14 protein-coding genes are annotated in these 20,706 nt (G+C 50.9%); 4 read left to right on the top strand and 10 right to left on the bottom strand.

The genetic code is table 11. The features are described 5' to 3' along the window. Positions 1-39: 39 nt before the first annotated feature. The 8 genes from rseP to rpsB all read right to left on the bottom strand — a co-directional run bounded on the left by rseP (position 40) and on the right by rpsB (position 7,441). Complete coding sequence (gene rseP / locus CWO84_RS12485) at positions 40-1,404, bottom strand: RIP metalloprotease RseP (protein WP_033158768.1); 1,365 nt, start codon at positions 1,402-1,404, stop codon at positions 40-42. 5 nt (positions 1,405-1,409) lie between these two features. After that, positions 1,410-2,594, bottom strand: a complete 1,185-nt coding sequence (gene ispC / locus CWO84_RS12480) for a 1-deoxy-D-xylulose-5-phosphate reductoisomerase (protein WP_033158769.1) — start codon at positions 2,592-2,594, stop codon at positions 1,410-1,412. Further along, the gene (locus tag CWO84_RS12475; RefSeq protein ID WP_033158770.1) at positions 2,591-3,514 is read right to left on the bottom strand and encodes a phosphatidate cytidylyltransferase; all 924 of its coding nucleotides are present in this window, start codon (positions 3,512-3,514) and stop codon (positions 2,591-2,593) included. Before CWO84_RS12475 ends, ispC begins: the two co-directional genes overlap by 4 nt. A 40-nt stretch (positions 3,515-3,554) precedes the next feature. After that, positions 3,555-4,319: an isoprenyl transferase gene (locus CWO84_RS12470; protein WP_084153436.1), complete on the bottom strand. Its 765-nt coding sequence runs from the start codon at positions 4,317-4,319 to the stop codon at positions 3,555-3,557. A 12-nt stretch (positions 4,320-4,331) separates the two neighbouring features. Next, the gene (frr, locus tag CWO84_RS12465) at positions 4,332-4,889 is read right to left on the bottom strand and encodes a ribosome recycling factor (RefSeq protein WP_020481855.1); all 558 of its coding nucleotides are present in this window, start codon (positions 4,887-4,889) and stop codon (positions 4,332-4,334) included. Positions 4,890-4,893: 4 nt separating this feature from the next. Then, positions 4,894-5,613 (bottom strand): UMP kinase, encoded by a 720-nt coding sequence (pyrH, locus tag CWO84_RS12460; RefSeq protein ID WP_020481856.1) that lies wholly within the window; start codon positions 5,611-5,613, stop codon positions 4,894-4,896. An 83-nt stretch (positions 5,614-5,696) separates the two neighbouring features. Beyond that, complete coding sequence (gene tsf, locus CWO84_RS12455; protein WP_101052971.1) at positions 5,697-6,575, bottom strand: translation elongation factor Ts; 879 nt, start codon at positions 6,573-6,575, stop codon at positions 5,697-5,699. A gap of 122 nt (positions 6,576-6,697) precedes the next feature. Continuing rightward, on the bottom strand, positions 6,698-7,441 hold the full coding sequence (gene rpsB / locus CWO84_RS12450; RefSeq protein WP_020481858.1) for a 30S ribosomal protein S2: 744 nt from the start codon (positions 7,439-7,441) through the stop codon (positions 6,698-6,700). Between the two features lie 281 nt (positions 7,442-7,722). Here rpsB and map point away from each other — a divergent pair, with 281 nt between their 5' ends. Then, the gene (map, locus tag CWO84_RS12445) at positions 7,723-8,487 is read left to right on the top strand and encodes a type I methionyl aminopeptidase (protein ID WP_033158773.1); all 765 of its coding nucleotides are present in this window, start codon (positions 7,723-7,725) and stop codon (positions 8,485-8,487) included. Between the two features lie 8 nt (positions 8,488-8,495). Beyond that, entirely contained in the window at positions 8,496-11,129 is a 2,634-nt protein-coding gene (gene glnD, locus CWO84_RS12440) for a [protein-PII] uridylyltransferase (protein ID WP_165786314.1), read from the top strand. Positions 11,130-11,134: 5 nt separating this feature from the next. On the opposite strand, the gene CWO84_RS12435 is transcribed toward glnD, so the two are convergent. Then, on the bottom strand, positions 11,135-12,355 hold the full coding sequence (locus tag CWO84_RS12435) for an FAD-dependent monooxygenase (RefSeq protein ID WP_101052967.1): 1,221 nt from the start codon (positions 12,353-12,355) through the stop codon (positions 11,135-11,137). Between the two features lie 252 nt (positions 12,356-12,607). Here CWO84_RS12435 and CWO84_RS12430 point away from each other — a divergent pair, with 252 nt between their 5' ends. Next, positions 12,608-18,091: a glutamate synthase-related protein gene (locus tag CWO84_RS12430; RefSeq protein ID WP_101052965.1), complete on the top strand. Its 5,484-nt coding sequence runs from the start codon at positions 12,608-12,610 to the stop codon at positions 18,089-18,091. A 96-nt stretch (positions 18,092-18,187) separates the two neighbouring features. Then, positions 18,188-19,927: a sulfite reductase subunit alpha gene (locus tag CWO84_RS12425; RefSeq protein ID WP_101052963.1), complete on the top strand. Its 1,740-nt coding sequence runs from the start codon at positions 18,188-18,190 to the stop codon at positions 19,925-19,927. Positions 19,928-19,997: 70 nt separating this feature from the next. Here the strand turns inward: CWO84_RS12425 and CWO84_RS12420 are convergent, their stop codons facing one another. Continuing rightward, positions 19,998-20,426: an Hsp20 family protein gene (locus CWO84_RS12420; RefSeq protein ID WP_101052961.1), complete on the bottom strand. Its 429-nt coding sequence runs from the start codon at positions 20,424-20,426 to the stop codon at positions 19,998-20,000. Positions 20,427-20,706: the final 280 nt, after the last annotated feature.

Below are 20,706 nucleotides of genomic sequence, written 5' to 3'. Positions count from 1 at the left end.
TGAATGTGGTTGACCACAACGCGACTGCTTTGTTCAGCGTTATTGAAATAATCTGCCTATATCCAGAAACATCGCCAGACCCATCAGCAGCATCAACAGCAACATGCCGGCCTGTTGAAAATACAGTTGTATTCTTTCCGGAATCGGGCTGCCTTTTACGGCCTCAACGGCGAAAAACAGCAAATGACCACCATCCAACACCGGGACAGGCAGCAAATTCAACACACCGAGACTGACGCTAACCAAGCCTAGAAACTTCAGAAACGCCGTAAATCCCATTTCAGCCGATTGACCGGCATATTGGGCGATACTGATGGGACCGCTCAAATTCTCGACGGAAGCCGAACCTACCACCATTTTTCCCATCATTTTTAATGTGGTCACCGCGTAAAACCAAACTCGCTTTCCGGCGACCGGAACCGCATCCCAGGGAGACAAAGCATGTGTCACCATCATGGAGTCCAGCAAGTCTTTCGGCGTATCCACACCGGCGCCGATTTTGCCGACAGCCTTGCCCTCACCCTGCTGTTCGCTACGCGGCGTTATGCTTAAGGATAATGGCGCGCCGCTACGCTCCAGCAATAACTTAATTTCAACATCCGGCCGGGCCTGCACATAATCTACCCATTGTTGCCAGTCGGTAATGGCGGTGCCGTCTGCGCTGATAATTAAATCACCGCTTTGTAAACCGGCTTGTTTGGCAACCCCATCCTCAAGCACCTTACCGATAACCGGTTTAATAGTGGGCACCCAAGGTTTCAGACCCAATCGCTTATGTAGCATTTCCGGGGTTTGTACGTCTTGTTCGGTCAAGTGAATCAAGCGTACTTGTTGACTATCGTCTATCGCTTTAGTCACTACGCTTATTTCGGTTTTACCGTCAATCGCCGAGGTCAACAAGGTGTCCAGAGCTTCTATCCAGGTAGGCGTGGCAGTCTCATCAACGCTGATTATTTCGTCCCCTGCCGCAAAACCGGCCTGCTCGGCCAGAGATCCGGCCTCCACTCCACCGATAACCGGTCTAACGCCCGCTTCACCGATGACCAACACCAACCAAAATAAAACCACGGCCAGCAGTAAATTGGCAATCGGTCCGGCTGCGACGACGGCGGTTCGGGCTAATAACGGCTGCCGATTGAAGGCGAAAGGTAAATCTTCCGCCTTTACGGCTTCTTCGCGTTCGTCGACCATTTTCACATAGCCGCCCAACGGGATGGCAGCGACGACGAATTGAGTATCGGCCGAGCTTTTTTGCCAGCTGATTAACGGCTTGCCGAAACCGATGGAAAAACGGATAACTTTGATGCCAACCTTGCGTGCCGCCCAAAAATGGCCGTACTCATGAAACGCCACCAGTACCGCGATGGCGACGGTGAAATAAAACAAAGTGTGCAAAGTATCCATCAAATCTATTGTTTGAGTTCGGCGATCACTTTATTCGCAACGTCTCTGGCCTGCTGGTCGGCTGCCAAGACGTGTTCGAGCGTATCGGCGCAATCGGCAGTAAATTGGGCCATGCTTCGCTCTATGATGCGCGCAATATCGGTAAAGCGTACCTGCTCGTTCAAAAAGGCTTCCACGGCAATCTCATTCGCGGCGTTCAAAACGGTCGGCATAATGCCGCCAGCTTTGATAGCTTCGTAGGCCAGCCGCAAACACGGGAAACGTTGCAAATCAGGTTGTTCGAAATCCATATGCTTGACTTCGAAAATATTCAGCGGCACCACGCCGGAGTCAAAGCGCTCCGGCCAAGCCATGGCGTGCGCGATAGGTGTGCGCATGTCGGGGTTGCCCATTTGCGCTAACACAGAGCCGTCGACATAATCCACCATGGAGTGAATGATACTTTGCGGATGAATCACTACTTGAATCGCATCCGGGTCCATATTGAACAACAGACAGGCCTCGATCAACTCCAAGCCTTTGTTCATCATCGTCGCGGAATCCACCGAAATTTTTCGGCCCATATCCCATTTCGGATGCGCGACCGCTTGTTCGGGGGTCACAGTATCCAAATCGGCAATTGGCGTTTGCCGAAACGGACCGCCGGATGCGGTCAACAAAATACGTCTGGCCTGTTTGGCAGTATGCCCGGTCGTATAGCCAGCAGGCATGCACTGAAATATTGCGTTGTGTTCGCTATCAATCGGTAACAAGGTCGCGCCGTTTTCGGCGACGGCTTGCATAAAGATTTGCCCGGACATGACCAAGGCTTCCTTGTTAGCCAACAATACCGTTTTGCCAGCTTTTGCTGCGGCCAAAGTTGGCAACAAACCTGCTGCGCCGACGATAGCGGCCATCACTGCGTCAACATTGTCCAAGGTTGCTACTTGCGTCAAGGCGTCCGCGCCGGCTAACACCTTAATATCGGCAAGAGGCGAACCGGCGATTTTGTCCTCGAATGCTTGAGCGTTATCCGGATTGGCAACTACTGCATACTCCGGACGATGGGCCAAACATTGTTCGTACAAGGCGTCGATATTACCGTTGGCGGTTAACGCTACCACTTTATATTGGTCGGGGTGGCGCGCAACCACATCTAAAGTGCTGACGCCAATCGAGCCGGTGGCTCCGAGTATGCAAAGACCTTTCATGCGTAAAACACCCTACCAATCAATAAAATCCCTGCATAGAAAAAAGGCGCGGCAGCAATGATGCTATCCACTCTGTCCAAAATGCCACCGTGACCGGGTAACAAGTTACCGCTGTCTTTAACACCTTTTTTGCGTTTTATCAGACTGAAAAACAAATCGCCGTAAATTGAGATCAACACGGTCATCACCGACAATATCAACATATCGGTCCACACCAATCCATTGAGGAAGCGCAACGTTCCGGAGTCAACATCTTCTGGCTGAGTCGCGGTAATCCAACCATAAATAGTAAAACCTATGCCGCAGACAGCCGCGGAAATTAAAGCACCATACATGCCTTGAATGGTTTTACCCGGACTTATTTCTGGCGCGAGTTTATCTTTACCCCAAGTTTTACCAGCAAAAAAGGCGGAAATATCCGCGGCCCAAATCAACAGCAAAAAGTAGATCACCATGCCAGGACCGTAATACGCTCTTAATTTGCTGAGAAACATCCAGGCAGAGAGCAATACCAACCAACCGCTGAAAGTCTTGAGCCGTGCCTTGAACTCGATATTCAACAACTGCGGACCGGCTTTTCTGATCAAAACCATCGTTAGCACCCAGAACAGCACCGGAGCGATAACAAACCACTCTAAAGCATCCGAATAGTCTTTGATTTCCGGCCATTCCATCGCCTCGCTAAGCAACTCCAGCAATACCGTCCAATAAGTAACGCCCAACATCGGCACAATTAAAAACAAGAGGAAAAGTATTTTGCGGATAAGCGTGTTTACGTCAGTCAAGGCCATCCATTCGAAGGCGGCGATCAGTGTAACCACAGCGATAAATAGGGAGAAATAAAGGGCTGGCAGCAGCATAACTGCCGTGATGACCACGGTAGCCAGTACTAGCGCGGTTAAGATGCGTTTTAATAACATGTGTGTGGTTTTTTAATTATTATGGTTATAGAAAAAATCCCTAGAGAACTCTGTTATCGATGACTTGTTCGCCAGTGTGCCCAAAACGTCTTTGCCGGCCTTTGAAGCTGCCGATAGCTTTTTCCAATGCTTGCTGATCGAAATCCGGCCAAAGCGCATCGGTAAAATAAAATTCGGTATAGGCCAGTTGCCACAGAAGAAAATTACTGATCCGTTCCTCTCCGCCGGAACGAATAAACAAATCAGGCTCGGGTAACTCAGCGGTCACCAGATATTGATTGACGAGTTGTTCGGAAATGGCTTGCTCGTCGATCTCGCCCGATTTCACCCCAGCGACGATTTGCCGCAAAGCTTGGGTGATGTCCCAACGTCCGCCGTAGTTAGCGGCAATCAGCAATGTCAATCCGTCGTTTTGTGCGGTCTGTCCTTCGGCTGCGGCGATTTTTTCCCGCAGTTTTTCCGGAAACGCGCTTTTATCGCCGATGATTTTCAGTCTGATGTTGTTTTTGTCGAGTTTATCGACCTCGGATTGCAGTGTGTTCATGAACAGCTCCATCAACAAACTCACTTCATCTTGCGGCCTGCGCCAGTTTTCGCTGCTGAAAGCGAACAATGACAGCACTTCAATGTTCTCTTTGGCACAATACTCGACGATCTTCCTGACCGCCTTCACACCAGCGTAATGCCCCATGATCCTGGGCATCAAGCGTTTTTGCGCCCAGCGACCATTGCCATCCATGATGATGGCAATATGCCGTGGATTGCCGTTATTTATCGCCGGTTTATCGTTGTCAGCAGCAGTCATCACGCCTCTCGATTACATGGAAAGCAAATCGGCTTCTTTTTCTTCAAGATGCTTCTCTACTTCCTTGATGTATTGATCGGTGAGCTTCTGAATTTTTTCTTCGGCTTGACGCGCATCGTCCTCAGAAATTAATTTCTCTTTCAAAGCATCTTTGATCGCGGCATTGGCGTCGCGGCGAATATTGCGAATCGCTACGCGGCCTTGTTCGGCTTCATTTTTGACGATTTTAACCAAATCACGACGACGCTCTTCGGTCAGCGCCGGCAACGGCAGTCTGATGACGGTACCTTGCGTGGCGGGATTTAAGCCCAAGCCGGACGACATGATGGCTTTCTCGATAGCCTGGATCATGCTCTTTTCCCAAGGCACGACTTTCAAGGTACGCGCGTCCTCGACAGAGACGTTGGCAACCTGCGACAAGGGCGATTCGTTACCGTAATACGTGACGCTGATTTGGTCCAGCAAGCTGGGATGCGCGCGGCCGGTTCTTATTTTGGTAAATGCTTTTTGTAAGGACTCGATGCTTTTTACCATACGGCTGGCGGCATCTTGTTGAATATCGCTGATCATTCTGTTAGTTCCTCTCGATTAGGGAGCCTATGTCTTCACCGCGCATCAAGCGCATAATCGCTCCCGGCTCAAATACATTCATTACCCGCATGGGCAGGTTGTTATCCCGGCACAAAACCAAGGCCGTGGTGTCCATGACATTCAAGCGCTGATCGATGGCTTCGTCATAGGTCAAGCGGGGATAAAATACGGCATCAGCCACTTTATTCGGGTCCGCGGAATAAACGCCTTTGACTTTGGTCGCCTTAATCATCAACTCGGCGTCAATTTCAATAGCACGCAAACTGGCGGCGGTATCGGTAGTAAAAAACGGATTACCGGTTCCGGCAGCGAAAATAGCCACTCTACCTTTTTCCAAATGTCTGACAGCCCGGCGACGGATGTAATCTTCGCACACCTGATTGATTTTCAAGGCAGTCATGACCCGAACCGGCTGCCCGAGATACTCCAGCGCGTCCTGCATCGCCAAGGCATTAATCACCGTTGCCAACATACCCATTTGGTCGCCGGTGACTCGATTTAAGCCTTCAGATGCTTTCTCGCCGCCGCGCAAAATATTGCCGCCACCAATCACCAAGCCAACCTGGATACCTGCATCGCACAAGTCTTTCACTTCTTGAGCCAAGCGTTGCACTATATCCGGATCGATACTGCCGCCGCGTTCGCTCGCCAGTGCTTCGCCGCTCAATTTAAGTAAAATTCTCTGACAAATCAATTGACTCATAATCAAATATCCACCGTAAACATGGGTTAAAAGCAACGAACTGATATAAATAAACCCGGCGAACCGGGTTTATTCCGAGGCGTTTAGCCTCTAACTTGTGCCATTACTTCGGCGGCAAAATCTTCTTCTTTTTTCTCAATGCCTTCGCCCACTTCGAAACGAGCAAAACGCACGACAGCATTGTCTTTAGATGCCAGCAATTTACCAACGGTAACGCTGTCGTCCTTGATGAAAGGTTGACCCAACAAAGTCACTTCCGCCAGGAATTTATTGATACGACCGCCAATCATTTTTTCAACGATCTCGGCAGGCTTGCCACTTTCCAGTGCTTGCGCGGCAAAAATTTCTTTTTCCTTAGCGATGACATCGGCTGATACTTGATCATCCGATACATACTCAGGTTTAGCAGCGGCAACATGCATCGCCACGTCTTTACCCAAAGCGGGATCGTTTTTGCTTAATTCAACGATAACGCCAATTTTACTGCCGTGCAGGTAAGCTGCCTGGCCACCGTCAGTGGTGGTGAATTTGACGAAACGGCGCACAGTAATGTTTTCGCCGATTTTAGCAATCAACGCACGACGGGTATCGTCAACGCTGACGCCGGTGCTCAGTACCATTGCTTGCAATTCTTCGTCGCTGTTGACATTGCTGGTCAACAAACTATTGACGACATCATTAGCAAAACCAATAAAATCATCGCCTTTGGCGACGAAATCGGTTTCGCAGTTAACGTCTACCATAACAACGGTTTTAGCGTCGTCGGAAACTTTAACACCTATGATGCCTTCCGCCGCGATACGGCCGGATTTTTTATCGGCTTTTGCCAAACCGGCTTTACGCATGTTTTCAATGGCCAGTTCCATATCGCCATTGGCTTCAACCAGGGCTTTCTTACACTCCATCATGCCTGAGCCGGTACGCTCACGCAATTCCTTGACCATCGCCGCACTAATACTCATCGTTTTTTCCTCAAATTTTATTAACTAAAAAAACGCCTCACAAAGGAGGCGTTTAAAAGACAGTCTGTTCTGAATACCAGATTCAGCGGCGCTCGACCACCTTGGCCGAGCGCGTTTAAAACTTACGCTTCCGTTACGACTTCTTCGACAAAATCGTCGGCTTTGGCTGAAGCATCCATACGCAAGGCTTTTGCTTCCAGCACGGAAGCCGAAGCACTTTGGCAATACAAAGTCACTGCGCGGATAGAATCGTCATTACCTGGGATAACGTAATCAATTTTTTCGGGCGAGTTATTGGAGTCAACCACGCCGACCACTGGAATGCCCAATTTTTTGGCTTCCATAATGGCATTTTTCTCATAACCTACGTCCAACACGAAAATAGCGTCAGGAGTGCCGCGCATATCTTTGATACCGCCCAAGCTACGCTCAAGCTTTTCCAATTCGCGCTCCATGCCCAAAGCTTCTTTTTTGCTGAAACGTTGGTACAAGGTGCCATCGGCTTTCATCGCTTCCAGTTCTTTCAAACGGTTGATGGACTTTTTGATGGTTTTGAAGTTGGTCAACATGCCGCCCAACCAACGATGGTTAACGTAAGGCATGCCACAACGTTTTGCTTCTTCCGCCACGACTTTACGCGCCGCTTTTTTGGTACCGACGAACAGGATGGTACCTTTGTTGGCGGTCATTTGGCCGAGGTAGTTCATGGCATCGTTGAATAATGGAAGCGTTTGTTCCAAGTCAATGATGTGAATTTTGTTACGAGCTCCAAACAGGTATGAAGCCATTTTTGGGTTCCAGTAGCGAGTTTGATGTCCAAAGTGAACACCCGCTTCCAGCATTTGACGCATTGACACTGCTGCCATTTACTTCTCCTAAAATTGCCGAATAATTCGGCGTTGGGTTACGCCTCCACTCGCCCCGATCAGTGACCGAAAATCCGAAATAGACTTTCAGCACCCCACCGACCGTGTCGACAAGTGTGAGTATTGGTTACATAGTGAACTTACCTTTATACCATGATTAGAATTTCACAACAACTTCAAGTCTGATAGACTCCTGTCGGCGCCTGCCTGCGAGAGCATCTTGATTAAATAGCAAAACCAGGCCCGCACCCGCTTTTATCCTAATAATTAGCCACCTGCCGATGACTATTACCATAAAAACCGCTGAAGAAATCGACAAGATGCGCGTTGCCGGAAAACTGGCCGCTGAAGTACTTGAAATGATCGCCCCCTACGTCGTTGCCGGCATATCCACCGAAGAGCTTGACCAAATCTGCCACGACTACATCGTCGATGTGCAACAAGCCATTCCCGCGCCCTTAAATTATCGCGGCTTCCCTAAGTCGATTTGCACATCCATTAATCAACAGATTTGCCATGGTATTCCCAGCGAGAAAAAACTGAAGAACGGCGACATCGTTAACATCGATATCACGGTGATTAAAGACGGTTACCACGGTGACACCAGCAAAATGTTTTGCATCGGCGAGGTCAGCCCACACGCCAAACGCTTGGTAGACATCACCCGCGAATGCCTGTTTTTGGGTATAGCAGAAGTCAAACCCGGCGCCCGCCTGGGCGACATAGGCCATGCCATTCAAAAACACGCGGAAAGCAATCGCTACTCTATCGTCAGAGAGTTCTGCGGTCACGGCATCGGCAAAAAATTTCACGAAGACCCACACGTGATGCATTTCGGCAAACGCGGTGAAGGCGAAATAATCGAGCCCGGCATGATTTTTACGATAGAACCCATGCTCAATCAAGGCAAACGCCATATGAAGATCCTTGCCGACGGCTGGACGGCAGTGACCAAGGACCGCAGCTTGTCAGCACAATGGGAGCACACGATTTTGGTGACCGACACCGGCTACGAGATTTTGACGCTGAGACAGGAAGAACTGTGAGCCAAGCGATGTTCACCGAAAACGATTTTCTCGACTGCTTTGCAGGCGAAAATCCGGTCGCCAAATTCAAGAATGCGATTAACGAAGAAAATGCGCAGTTAAAAATGCGCTTTAACCCGGACCAGGCGACCGTCGGTCTGCTGACCGAGAAAGCTCGCTTCATCGATAATCTATTGACCGCCTGCTGGCTACATTTCCTCGACGCAGCCGCTAGCCGCCATAGCCTGATTGCGACCGGCGGATATGGCAGAAGCGAATTGTTTCCCTACTCGGATATCGATATCTTGGTGCTGCTAGACGCCGCTAACCCGATAGACTTTCAACAGCCGGTATCCAGTTTTTGTAACTTTCTTTGGGACATTGGCTTAAAACCAGGACTCAGTACACGCTCTGTAGCAGAGTGTCTGGCGGTTGCCGCGGACGACCAAACCGTCTTTACCAACCTGCTCGAGATGCGCCTGATTACCGGCAACTCCGAACTATTTAGCGATCTAAAACACCAGATAAATTCTGAAACACTCTGGCCATCGGAACAATTTTTTCCAGCCAAAATGGCTGAACAGCAAAAGCGCTACAGCAAGTACCACGACACGGCTTACAACCTGGAGCCCAACATTAAGGAAGGCCCTGGTGGACTTCGCGACTTGCAGGTCATCAGCTGGGTATTCAAGCGCCATTACAACGCATCCTCTCTCCGCGAGTTGATCAAGTACGGTTTTTTACCTAAATCCGAATACGACAATCTTATTACCGCTCGCGACATCCTCTGGCGCCTGCGCTTTGCACTGCACAATCTGACCAACCGCTGCGAAGACCGATTGGTGTTCGATTACCAACGCGAGCTAGCCAGCCAGTTCGGTTACATCGATAAAAACGAACAACCCGACGTCGAGCAATTCATGCAGTTTTACTTCAAAACTGTCGTGGACATTGAACGCCTTAATGAAATGCTCTTGCAACTGCTGAACGAGAGACTGATCAGCAACAAGGAAAGCCTAACTCCCATCCCTATCACCGCCAATTTTTCATCGATTGACGGCTATCTGGAAGTCAGCCACAAAGACGTATTTCAAAAACAACCGCTGGCTTTGCTGGAAATTTTTTTAATCTTGCAACAATCGCCCTCTTTGAAGGGAATTCGCGCCAGCACCATCCGCTTGATTCGCAAAAATCTGCACCTGATCAATGCCGACTTCCGTACCAACAAACAGGCCAATCGCCTGTTTATGGATATTCTCAGACAACCCCGCGGCATTACCAGCCAACTCAAGCGCATGAACCGATACGGCGTACTCGCCGCCTATTTGCCGGATTTCGCCAATATCGTGGCGCGCATGCAATACGACCTATTCCACATCTATACCGTGGACGAGCACACTCTGTTTGTTATCCGTAATTTGCGGCGCTTCTCGCTGGCCAAACACAACAAGGAATTGCCGTTTTGCAATAATATTTTTTTACTGATTTCAAAGCCTGACATTTTGTACATCGCCGCCATGTTTCACGACATAGCCAAAGGCAGGGGCGGGGATCATTCCACGCTCGGCGAAACCATTGCCAACAACTTTTGCCAGCAACACGAATTATCAAGCCACGATACCAAGTTGATCACTTGGCTGGTTCGTCAGCACCTGTTGATGTCAATGACCGCACAACGCAAGGATATTAGCGACCCGGACGTCATCCACACCTTCGCCCAAGAAGTCGGCAGTATAGAGCGGCTAAATTATTTATATCTACTGACAGTGGCGGACATTCGCGCCACCAACCCTAGCTTATGGAATGCCTGGAAAGACGTATTGCTTAAAGACTTGTATATTTCCACCCACCAAGCCTTGCACCGCGGCCTGCAAAATCCGGTGGCCCGCTCGGAACGGGTACAGGAAAACAAAAAAGAAGCGGGCGACGAGCTTTTGAAACTGGGTATATCCAAAACCAATATCACGCAGTCGTGGCAGCATCTCAGCGACGACTATTTTCTGCGTTATTCTGCGGACGAAATCGCCTGGCACACCATCGCCATCGCGGCCTGCCAGGAAAGCGAACTGCCGTTGGTATTACTGCGCCCGCAAACCCAGCGCGGCAGTGCGGAGATTTTCGTTTACACCCGCAACGAAGCGCAGATTTTTTCGATTTCGACCGCCACTCTGGACCATTTGGGCCTAACAATTCTGGATGCCAGAATCATCACGACTGCCGATCAATACGTACTGAACAGTTTTCAGGTTTTGGAACAATCCGGCGAAGCCATTAACGACTTGTATCGCGAAGTACATATCTGCACCTCGCTACGCCAAGGCTTAATCGCCAAAAAAGTGAAAGCGTCAAAGAATATCCACAAGCAGTCCCGCCAGGCCCGACACTTTCCGATAGAAACCAGCATCACCTTTCTGGAAGATCCTTCGCATAAACACACCGTCATCGAATTAGTGACGACGGACCGCGCCGGCTTGCTATCGACCATAGGTAAGGCGTTTACGGAGCTGGATATTCAACTGCACGACGCAAAAATCACGACGATAGGCAGTCGCGCGGAAGACATGTTCTACATCAGCGACCAGCAATCAATGCCGATCACCGACGAAGACAAAAAAGCCCAGATACGTACCACCATGTTGAGATATTTGAGCCTCAAAGGTTAGGAAAGCTATCTTGCCAACAAGGACTCACCGCGCGCCAATTTCGGCAGACGGCCTTCCAGCCCCATCGCAGCCTTCATCGCTTTATTGCGCGCTGGGGTGATGCGCTGCGCCAAGCCCAGCCCAAGATTTCTTAAAAACTTGATCGGCAAAATATCGTTACTAAACGATTTATAAAACACATCCATCAGGGTCATCATTTTCAGATTTTCGTTGCGGCGCATCGCTTCGTAACGCTGTAACACCGCCAAATCCGCAATATTCTGACCGCGTTTACGCGCATCCACCAAAATCTCCGCCAACGCCGCAGCGTCCAGTAAGCCGATATTTACGCCCTGCCCGGCCAATGGGTTAATCATGTGCGCCGCATCACCCACCAAAGCCACACCTTGTTTCACATAGCGTTGCGCATGCTGCCGCTTCAGTGGGAAACTCGCCACACCTAACACCTGCTTGACCTCGCCCAGGCAATCAGGAAAAGCCGCAACCAGCTCATCCCGCAATTGCTCGTAAGACAAGGCTTGTAAACGCCGAACTTCATCGGGGGATTGATACCAAACGATGGAACCGTAATTGCCTGTCAACGGCAAAAAGGCTTGCGGGCCGCTGGACACAAAGCGCTGCCAGGTAATGTCTTGCTGCGGATAGGCGGTCTCTATGTAAATGACCAAAGCGTGCTGATTGTAATCCCAACTGGTCACACCCAAACCTACCGCCTGCCTGACTCGCGACTGTCCGCCGTCCGCCGCCACCAGCAATTTTGCCTGGAGTATACGACCGTCCGCTAATATCAACTCAGATTCGTGACCATCGTAATTGATCTTGCTGATGGTTTGCGGCATCAGCAATTGGATATTGTCGAAATGGGACAACCTATCCAGTAACGCCAGCTGGGTGATGCGATTTTCGACGATATAGCCCAGCTCGGGATAGCGAATGTCATCACTATTAAAAGTCGTATCACCGGCGGTTTCCCAAACCCGCATGCGCTTGAACGGGCAATAACGCCGCGATGTCACGCCTTCCCAAGCGCCTACTGCTTCCAGAATATTTTTCGAGGCAATACTGAGTGCCGAAACCCTTAAATCATGTGGCTGATCGCTGGCAAAAGCTTCCGGAACCTGCGCTTCTATCACAGCTACTTTTAACTCGCTACCACCCAGACAACAAGCCACGGCGGCACCCACCATCCCTCCGCCGACGATCACCACATCAAATTGTTCTTTCATATTTCTTCACAAAGTTTTAAAACTAGAGACCAGACGAGAGAACGACGCCGCCATTGGCTTTACGGAATGACAGAGGCCGCGCCACATGGTAGAATTACAAAGTTTCGCCAACTGAAATTCCGAAGTTAATCAGGGATTCTCGCCGCATGGGACGACTCTAACACGCAGCAGGCAGAAAAACCATAAACGGCACTACCGGTAAGGAAAATACCGGCTAGCGCATTTATTCAGTATGAGAGGATCTGGATAGCAATGATTAAAAACGCCCAGAAAATTAACGCAATACACATGCTTTACGACGCTGATCTTTCCCAGGACAGCTGCGGTGTTGGATTTATCACCCGCAAAGACAGCAAACAGACTCACGAGCTCCTAGTCAAGTCACACGAAGCCTTGTGTACTATTCCTCATCGCGGCGGCATGAGCGCGGAAGGTATAGGCGACGGCGCCGGCGTTAATATCGATTTGTCTCTGAAGTTTTTCCGTAAGGCCACAGGGAATGCGGACCTGGAACTGGGGCAATTCGGCGTAGCCAACTTTTTCTTCCCGGAAGATCACGCGCATTACGATTCCGAAGCACAAAAACTGGTCGAAGAACAATTTCTGGAATTCGATCTACCGATTATCAAATGGCGGGAAGTGCCTGTTGACAGTTCTGTGTTGAATGCCGCAGCGTTGCGCGCGCAATTGCCGATCAAACAGGTCATTTTCGGTCGGCCAAAATCCCTCAAAGATGCCAGTCACGAGGCTTTTGAAAGACATATTCAGTCTGCGCTGCTGACTATTGAAGCCCATGGCTTTACTCGCCCGGAACTGAATGGCTTTTACCCGTTATCCATGAGTTCCCGCACCCAAGTTTACAAAGGCCGCCTGAACTCGTTTGAAGTCATCCCCTACTTTGTCGATTTGTACGACGCGGACCACGAAATCAGTACGCTGTTCTTCCACACCCGTTTTTCTACGAACACAGCACCGGCGACGATGATGGCGCAGCCGTTTCGGTATATGGCACACAACGGCGAGCTGAACACCGACAAGAAAAACCGCCTCAGCGAAAACGCCATTGCTCGGCAAAACAACAAACATGTGGTGTTTCCTTGCGGCCAATCCGATTCCGGCCGCCTGGATCAAACCTTGACCCGCCGCATCAATGAAGATCAACTGGACATTGTCACCGCTATTTTGGCGATGATGCCACCGGCTTGGGAAAACGATAGCACCCTATCGGAAGATGTACGCGCGATGCTGGAATATTTCAGCCTGTACGAAGAGAAAAACGACGGCCCGGCCGCGTTAATCTTCAATGACGGCATTCGCGTCGGCGCACGCCTGGACCGCCTTGGCTTAAGACCATTGCGCTCGGTCGAAACCGCAGAGTATCTGGCGGTGATGTCCGAAGCGGGCCAGATCGATTTTCCACCGGAAAAAGTGCTCAAACGCGGCCGCATCGAAGCAGGCGGCATGCTGTATTTCGACCATAGCACCGGTGAGTCGTACAACAGCCATCAAGTGATGGAGCGTTTGGCTGAGGAAAGAGACTACAAAGCGCTGCTGAAACAAAGCTGTGTTCATATCAGCGAATTGCCCAAAGTAGAGCTTTCGGAACTCAGTAACGAGCATGAACTGAATATCGACCAGCGTCACACGGCTTATTCGCTAAACCAGGAAAGCTTTAAATTTTTGTTGGACCCTATCCTGCAAACCGGCTTGGAAAAAGTCTCCGCGATGGGTTACGGCCTGACGCCAAACGCCTTGAGCGCATCTGAAGGAGGTATGTCGCGTTATTTCAGCCAACGCTTTGCGCAAGTGACCAATCCGCCGCTGGACTCCCTGCGGGAAAGCGACGGCATGACTTTGCGCGTGGCACTGGGCGCCAAACCTACTTTTGCGCCGCAAAGCAGCAAACAGCTGATGATCGAATCGCCGATTCTGCAACGCACCCAACTGGAGCAGATTCGCAGACAAAGCCAGGTAAAAACCGCGACTATTGAGGCGCTATACACTCCAAACTTTGACAATGCCGCGCAAAACGAACTGGCTTTGGAACAAGCCTTGCAAGCGGTATGCGTACAAGTCGAACAAGCTGCGCGCGATAATACCGGCATTATCATTTTAAGCGATGCCAACATCAGCAAATCCCAGGCAGCTCTCCCGGCGCTGCTCGCCATTGCTGCGGCCAACCAGCATCTGGTCAAACATGGTCTGCGCTTTAACAGCTCGCTGATCATGGAAACCGGCCAGGCAGCCAGCCCGCACGACGTCGCCACCATTCTGGGCTTCGGTGCCTCCGCGATCTGCCCGCTCAGCGTGCATAACCGGGTAATTACCGAATATGCCGATGTGACCGCGCAACAAAAAGCCCTGTACAGTTTTCAAAAAGGCGTCGAAAAATCGCTGATGAAAACCATGGGCAAATTCGGCTTGTGTACAGCGGAAAGCTATATTGGCGGGGAGTTTTTCGAATCCAACTACCTGGATACTGACGAACCAAAGCTGAAACCGTATTTCCCCAACATTAATGCCTCGGTGGGCGGTGTTCGCTACAGCGACATAGCCGCCAGCGCAACGGAATGGCACCATAAGGCGCTATCCGTAACCAGCGAAAGCGATATTCCATTCCTTGGATTATTCAAAGAGCGGAATGAAGGCGCCGGCCACACGTTTGGCAATACGGCGGTGCGAGAATATATCAACATGACCGATGAAGCGATCATGTATATAGCGCCACAACAAGCGCCGGAAGCCAGTGATACCGCCTATTTGGATTTCGGCTACGAAAAACGCACACCCGAGCAAATCGACGCTTTCGGCATTACGCCGGCCTATCGCAGCTTTACCCACAATCTGGCTCAGGAACGCGCGAACCGTCCCGCTGCTTTGCGCGATGTGATGGAGTTCCCAGCCGATGTCAGCAGCGCTAATAGCAAAGCCGATTTTGATCGCCTACTGGGCAGCCAGGATTTGCACGGTAACAACAATTACATGATCCGCGGCTTACAGGTCGAGAGAAGCAATGGCGTGGTGTTCAACATTCGCTTTACCGAGAACTCAAGCAAAGCGCGTCTGGAACAACTAGCAGAACATCTGAAAGCGCGTTTTGCCGGCAACGATTTTGGTTTAAACCTGGATAACGACAGTATCAGTCTGCGGGCGAACGACAGCGACAGCCTGATTTACCACTATTTGAGCAACGTGCGCTCTGCCCGCTCGCGGATAGCACTGGATCAGGTGCAACCTGCCCATCAAATCACCCCGACTTTCGCGTCCGGCGCGATGAGTCACGGCGCGCTGCTGGCCGAAGCCCACGAAGCCGTAGCGCAAGGCACCAACATTGCCGGCGGCATGAGTAACTCCGGCGAAGGTGGTGAACACTCCAGCCGCTTTGGCACGATTCGCTCCAGTAAAATCAAACAGTTCGCGTCCGGCCGCTTCGGCGTCTGGGCCGGCTATCTGGCCGATCCGAATCTGGAAGAAATCGAAATTAAAATCGGCCAAGGCGCCAAGCCCGGCGAAGGCGGCCAATTGCCTGCACCGAAAGTATCAGTGGAAATCGCTGCATTACGTGGCGGCACACCCAAAGTAGAACTGGTCAGCCCACCACCGCATCACGACACTTATTCCATCGAAGACCTGGGCCAATTGATCCACGATGCCAAAGCCGCGCGCGTTCGCGTGGTGGTCAAGCTGGTATCTTCGGAAGGTATCGGCACCATCGCAGTCGGTGTGGCTAAAGCCGGCGCCGATGTGATTAACGTGGCCGGCAACACAGGCGGCACCGGCGCAGCGGCGGTGACCAGTTTGAAAAACACAGGTCGTTCTCCGGAAATCGGTATCGCCGAAGTGCATCAAGCACTGGCGGCCAACGGTTTGCGCGATAAAGTGATTATACGGTGCAGCGCGGCCCACCAGAACGGTGCCGACGTCGTCAAATCCGCTATTTTAGGTGGCGATTCCTTTGAATTCGGCACCACCGCCTTGATGATGTTGCGTTGCGTGATGGCGAAAAACTGTAACATCCGCTGCCCGGCCGGTTTGACCACTGCCCACGAGGAATTCAAAGGCGACCCGCGCGTGTTGGCACAGTTCTTTATGAACCTGGCCCACGAAGTGCGCGAAATCCTGGCTGACTTAGGCTACACCAGTTTGCAGGAAATTCGCGGTAAAACCGAGTTGCTGCATCTGATCGACCATCCGAGCATGGTCGGCCAAATCCATTTGCAAAAACTACTGGCGGAAGTACCGGTTGTCAAAATTGAGAAACCGATTTATCTGGAAAAAGATTTCGCCATCGACGATTTGATCTTTGCCCGCGTTAAATCGGCCTTGTTCGAAAAAGGTCAAAAGCAAGTACTTGTCGAAGGCGACGAATTCAAACTGAACAACCGTAACAAAACCGTCGGCGGTCAAACCGCAGTCGATCTGGAACGCTTGTTGGCTTATGAACTCAGCCCTGAGCAAGTCGCTAAATCGAACATCATCTATACCAACCAACATGGTCGCCGCTATTTAGCCGACGATACGATTATCGTCCGTACCCACGGTTCGGCGGGACAAAGTTATGCCGCGTTCAACAACGACGGCATGCGCATGGAACACACCGGCACTTGCAACGACGGTGTCGGAAAAACCGCTTGCGGCGGCACCATCGTGATTAAATCACCCGGTGGCGGCTCCCAGTTACCTGGCGAGAACGTGTTGATCGGTAACTTCGCTCTGTTCGGCGCTTCCGGCGGCAAAACCTTTATCAATGGCGAAGCCGGCGACCGGTTTGCCGTGCGTAACTCCGGCGCGATGGCGGTTGTCGAAGGCGTCGGTGATTTTGCCTGCGAATACATGATTAACGGCGCGGTATTGAATCTGGGCGGTTTCGGTAAAGGCTTCTGCACCGGCATGTCGGGCGGCAACGCTTATCAGTACGATCCAGACAATCGTTTAAATGATTTGTATGACGATACCTCGGTATCCATACACAGTTTGACCGATGACAACGACCTAGCAAGCAGCCATGAGCAATTTATTTTGTACATGCTGGAACAACATGTTGAACATACCGACTCGGAAAAAGCCAAGGCTATCCTGGCTAATTGGGCCAACGAGCGTCGGCACTTCAAATTTGCCTTGCCGCTCTGGTTAAATCGCACGCAAACCGCGGAATACCTAAGCAAAGCGCTGGATCGCAAAGCGATGATCGAAGAGTTGTCGGTGGCATTTGCGCAAAAACAAATCGAGCAAATCAAACAGGCTTACAAACACAATACACCATTGTTCGATGGCGCCATTCCGGGTTACGGCGAAACCGACACCGATCTGACCTTGAAATTGATCAACAGCTATGCGGTGATCGATAAAGCCCAGCAAATTGCCCGCGATCAGTTAACTAAAGCCGGCCAACCGGCTACTGAAGCCTTAGTTGATCAACATGCCTACAAGCTCGTGATGGAACGTCCGCGCAAGCTGCAAGATGCGCTGATTAAAAATATCCGCGAAGCTTACAGCCAATACGATGATGGTCAGTTAGCCGCGTTGATGGCGGAAAAACGCCTGAACGACTACAAAACCACGCTGATGCTGCGCGACGTGCAAAGCATTTACTCGATAGGCTCCACGGCCTGGATCATCGAACAAGATAGATTCAACCGTTTAGCGTTGGCCGGCCTGCCGTCTATCGATAAAAATCTGGCGAGCTTGGAAAGCCTGTCTATTGTGAAAGACATGCTGGAAAGCGCGTCTGCCTGAGCTGAGGGAGGGTGCTTCACGCACCCTTCGCGCCACTTGGCAAGAACCAAATACAGTGACTGGACAACCTGACACCTGTCCACAGATGGTAATGAAATGAAAGCACCTTTTATCCCGCAAAACGCCCCTTTTAGTGATACTCAACGCGCCTGGCTTGGCGGTTTTTTCGCCGGCATGCATAGCCATATGCTGCAAAGCGCCGGTAGTGTCAATCAAGCGAACGCCCGCACCTTGCATATTCTTTACGGTACTCAGACCGGCAACTCCGAGTCGCTGGCTAACGACGCCGCCAATGCAGCCAAAAAACATGGCTTGCAACCGGTCGTCAAAAGCATGGATGAAGTCGAAATCGGCCAATTGCCGCAAATGCAATACTTGCTGATCATTACCAGCACATACGGCGAAGGCGCTATGCCGGACAACGCCGAAATGCTTTGGGAAGCGGCCAATAGTGATGCCGCGCCGCGCCTGGACAACGTCAATTATTCGGTATTGGCCCTGGGAGATACCAGTTACGACTTGTTCTGTCAGGCCGGCATAGACTGGGATAATAAACTGGCGGCTCTGGGTGCCAAGCGCGTGTTTGACCGCGTCGACTGCGATGTGGATTTCGAAGCCCCAGCGGAAAAATGGCTCAGCGAAGTGATTCCGTTGATGGCGGAAGGCGCCAGCACTGTTGCGGTAGTCGATACCGAAACCCAAGCTGCCAAATCGGTTTACAACCGCAAAAACCCATTCCCAGCCAAAATGCGCGTCAACCGCATTGTCACGGCATTGGATTCGTCGAAAGAAACTCGGCATTACGAAATTTCTATCAATGGCTCCGGCCTGAGTTACGAAGCCGGCGACGCATTGTGCGTGATCCCGACTAACTGCCCGGATCTGGTCGCTCAAATCGTTAAAGCCATCGGTTGCACCGGTGCGGAAGATGAACCGGTCAATGGTGAGTTGATGAAGCTGTCGGATGCGTTGCGCACACATTTCGAGATCAAATTACCCAGCAAAGAACTGATTGAAGAAATCGCCAGCCGTTCCGGCGATCAAGAGTTAAACGCATTATTGCTGTCCGGCGACAAGGAAAAACTGTCCGATTACCTGTGGGGCCGCGACATACTCGATCTGCTGTTGCAATTCCCCGGCGTGGAATTTTCGGCCGCCGAATTTTTGCGTTTATTAAAACCGTTGCAACATCGCGCTTACTCCATCTCCTCCAGCGGCAAGAAACATCCGGACAGCGTGCATCTGACAGTCGCCAGCGTGCGCTACGACGCGCATGGCCGCCAGCACAAAGGCGTTTGCTCCACTTATCTGGCGGATTTGGTGAATGAAGAAACCGATGTACGGATATTCTTCACCCCCAACAACAACTTCCGCGTGCCGGCCGATGATAGCCTGCCCATGATTATGGTTGGACCCGGCACCGGTATCGCCCCGTTCCGCGCTTTTCTGCAAGAACGGGAATTCCGCAAAGCCTCCGGCAAAAACTGGCTGTTTTTCGGTGACCGCAACGCCTCGACCGATTTTATCTACCGCGAGGAAATCGAAGCGATGCAATCCAGCGGCTTGCTGACCAAGCTGGATTTAGCGTTCTCACGCGACCAAGCGGAAAAAATTTATGTGCAGGATCGCATGAAAGAGCATGGTGCCGAACTCTATGCCTGGCTGGAACAAGGCGGCTACTTCTTCGTTTGCGGCGACGCTTACCGGATGGCCAAAGACGTCGATCAAGCCCTGCACGATGTGATCCGCGAGCACGGCAAAAAATCCCTAATTGAGGCGGTTGATTACGTCAACCAATTGAAAAAAGATAAACGCTACGTCAGAGACGTTTATTGATCGGAGATCGGTTCACGGGCTCACCTCAGTCAACCCGTGAACCACCCACTATAGAGGTTCCTCCGGGCAGTTAATCGATAGTCATCCGCTGTCCGCTTTTTTTCAGCTTCTTCGCTAGATTCAGCGTCAATATGCCGTTCTCGTAACGGGCTTTGCTGGCTTCCTCGTCAATCTCGGCGGATAGTTGAAAGCTACGCGACACTTCACCGAAATAGCGCTCGCTGCGCAGCAATTTATCGTCTTTGTTTTCGGTATCCAGCTGGCTGATTTGCGCGCGGATGGCAACCACGTTGCCGTCGATGTCCACATGGATATTCTCTTTACCGGCGCCCGGAATTTCGGCTTGGACGATAAACTCCGACGGATTTTCCTTCACATCCACTTTGATTTGCGCCGGCAAACCGTCGCCGTGCAGCGGTTTAATGTAATAACCGGGATTAACATCGCGAAACAGTTCGTCAAACAGACCGCGACTAACAAATGGGCTTAAGTTACTCATGTCGATTCTCCTCTTTGTTGCATGTAAAAACCTGAATGTTTCTATGCCAATATGGTGTTAGACCACAAGAAATTCAAGAGAAAGACACTTAAAAAACAGCAGACAATCGCTGCAAAAAAATGGCTTAAAGAACTAGTGCTTAGTTGCGTTATTAAGCGCTAATAATGTAATCTTGGAGGGATGTCACGAGTAGCCCCAAAAATTGAGTGTTCCGCGGACGTGCGGGCAGAGTTAGAGCGACGCGCAGCGAGCCGTACGGAAGAAGCTCGAGTAGTCGAGC

Source organism: Methylomonas sp. Kb3 (assembly GCF_002834115.1).
Taxonomy (GTDB): Bacteria; Pseudomonadota; Gammaproteobacteria; order Methylococcales; family Methylomonadaceae; genus Methylomonas; species Methylomonas defluvii.
Note: the sequence above shows the minus strand (reverse complement) of the source record. Positions and strands in the feature narration are given on the sequence as shown.

Excerpts from the sequence above, each read along its gene's own strand:
- rseP (WP_033158768.1), bottom strand. The coding sequence starts at position 1,404 with ATGGATACTTTGCACACTTTGTTTTATTTCACCGTCGCCATCGCGGTA.
- ispC (WP_033158769.1), bottom strand. The coding sequence starts at position 2,594 with ATGAAAGGTCTTTGCATACTCGGAGCCACCGGCTCGATTGGCGTCAGC.
- CWO84_RS12475 (WP_033158770.1), bottom strand. The coding sequence starts at position 3,514 with ATGTTATTAAAACGCATCTTAACCGCGCTAGTACTGGCTACCGTGGTC.
- CWO84_RS12470 (WP_084153436.1), bottom strand. The coding sequence starts at position 4,319 with ATGACTGCTGCTGACAACGATAAACCGGCGATAAATAACGGCAATCCA.
- frr (WP_020481855.1), bottom strand. The coding sequence starts at position 4,889 with ATGATCAGCGATATTCAACAAGATGCCGCCAGCCGTATGGTAAAAAGC.
- pyrH (WP_020481856.1), bottom strand. The coding sequence starts at position 5,613 with ATGAGTCAATTGATTTGTCAGAGAATTTTACTTAAATTGAGCGGCGAA.
- tsf (WP_101052971.1), bottom strand. The coding sequence starts at position 6,575 with ATGAGTATTAGTGCGGCGATGGTCAAGGAATTGCGTGAGCGTACCGGC.
- rpsB (WP_020481858.1), bottom strand. The coding sequence starts at position 7,441 with ATGGCAGCAGTGTCAATGCGTCAAATGCTGGAAGCGGGTGTTCACTTT.
- map (WP_033158773.1), top strand. The coding sequence starts at position 7,723 with ATGACTATTACCATAAAAACCGCTGAAGAAATCGACAAGATGCGCGTT.
- glnD (WP_165786314.1), top strand. The coding sequence starts at position 8,496 with ATGTTCACCGAAAACGATTTTCTCGACTGCTTTGCAGGCGAAAATCCG.
- CWO84_RS12435 (WP_101052967.1), bottom strand. The coding sequence starts at position 12,355 with ATGAAAGAACAATTTGATGTGGTGATCGTCGGCGGAGGGATGGTGGGT.
- CWO84_RS12430 (WP_101052965.1), top strand. The coding sequence starts at position 12,608 with ATGATTAAAAACGCCCAGAAAATTAACGCAATACACATGCTTTACGAC.
- CWO84_RS12425 (WP_101052963.1), top strand. The coding sequence starts at position 18,188 with ATGAAAGCACCTTTTATCCCGCAAAACGCCCCTTTTAGTGATACTCAA.
- CWO84_RS12420 (WP_101052961.1), bottom strand. The coding sequence starts at position 20,426 with ATGAGTAACTTAAGCCCATTTGTTAGTCGCGGTCTGTTTGACGAACTG.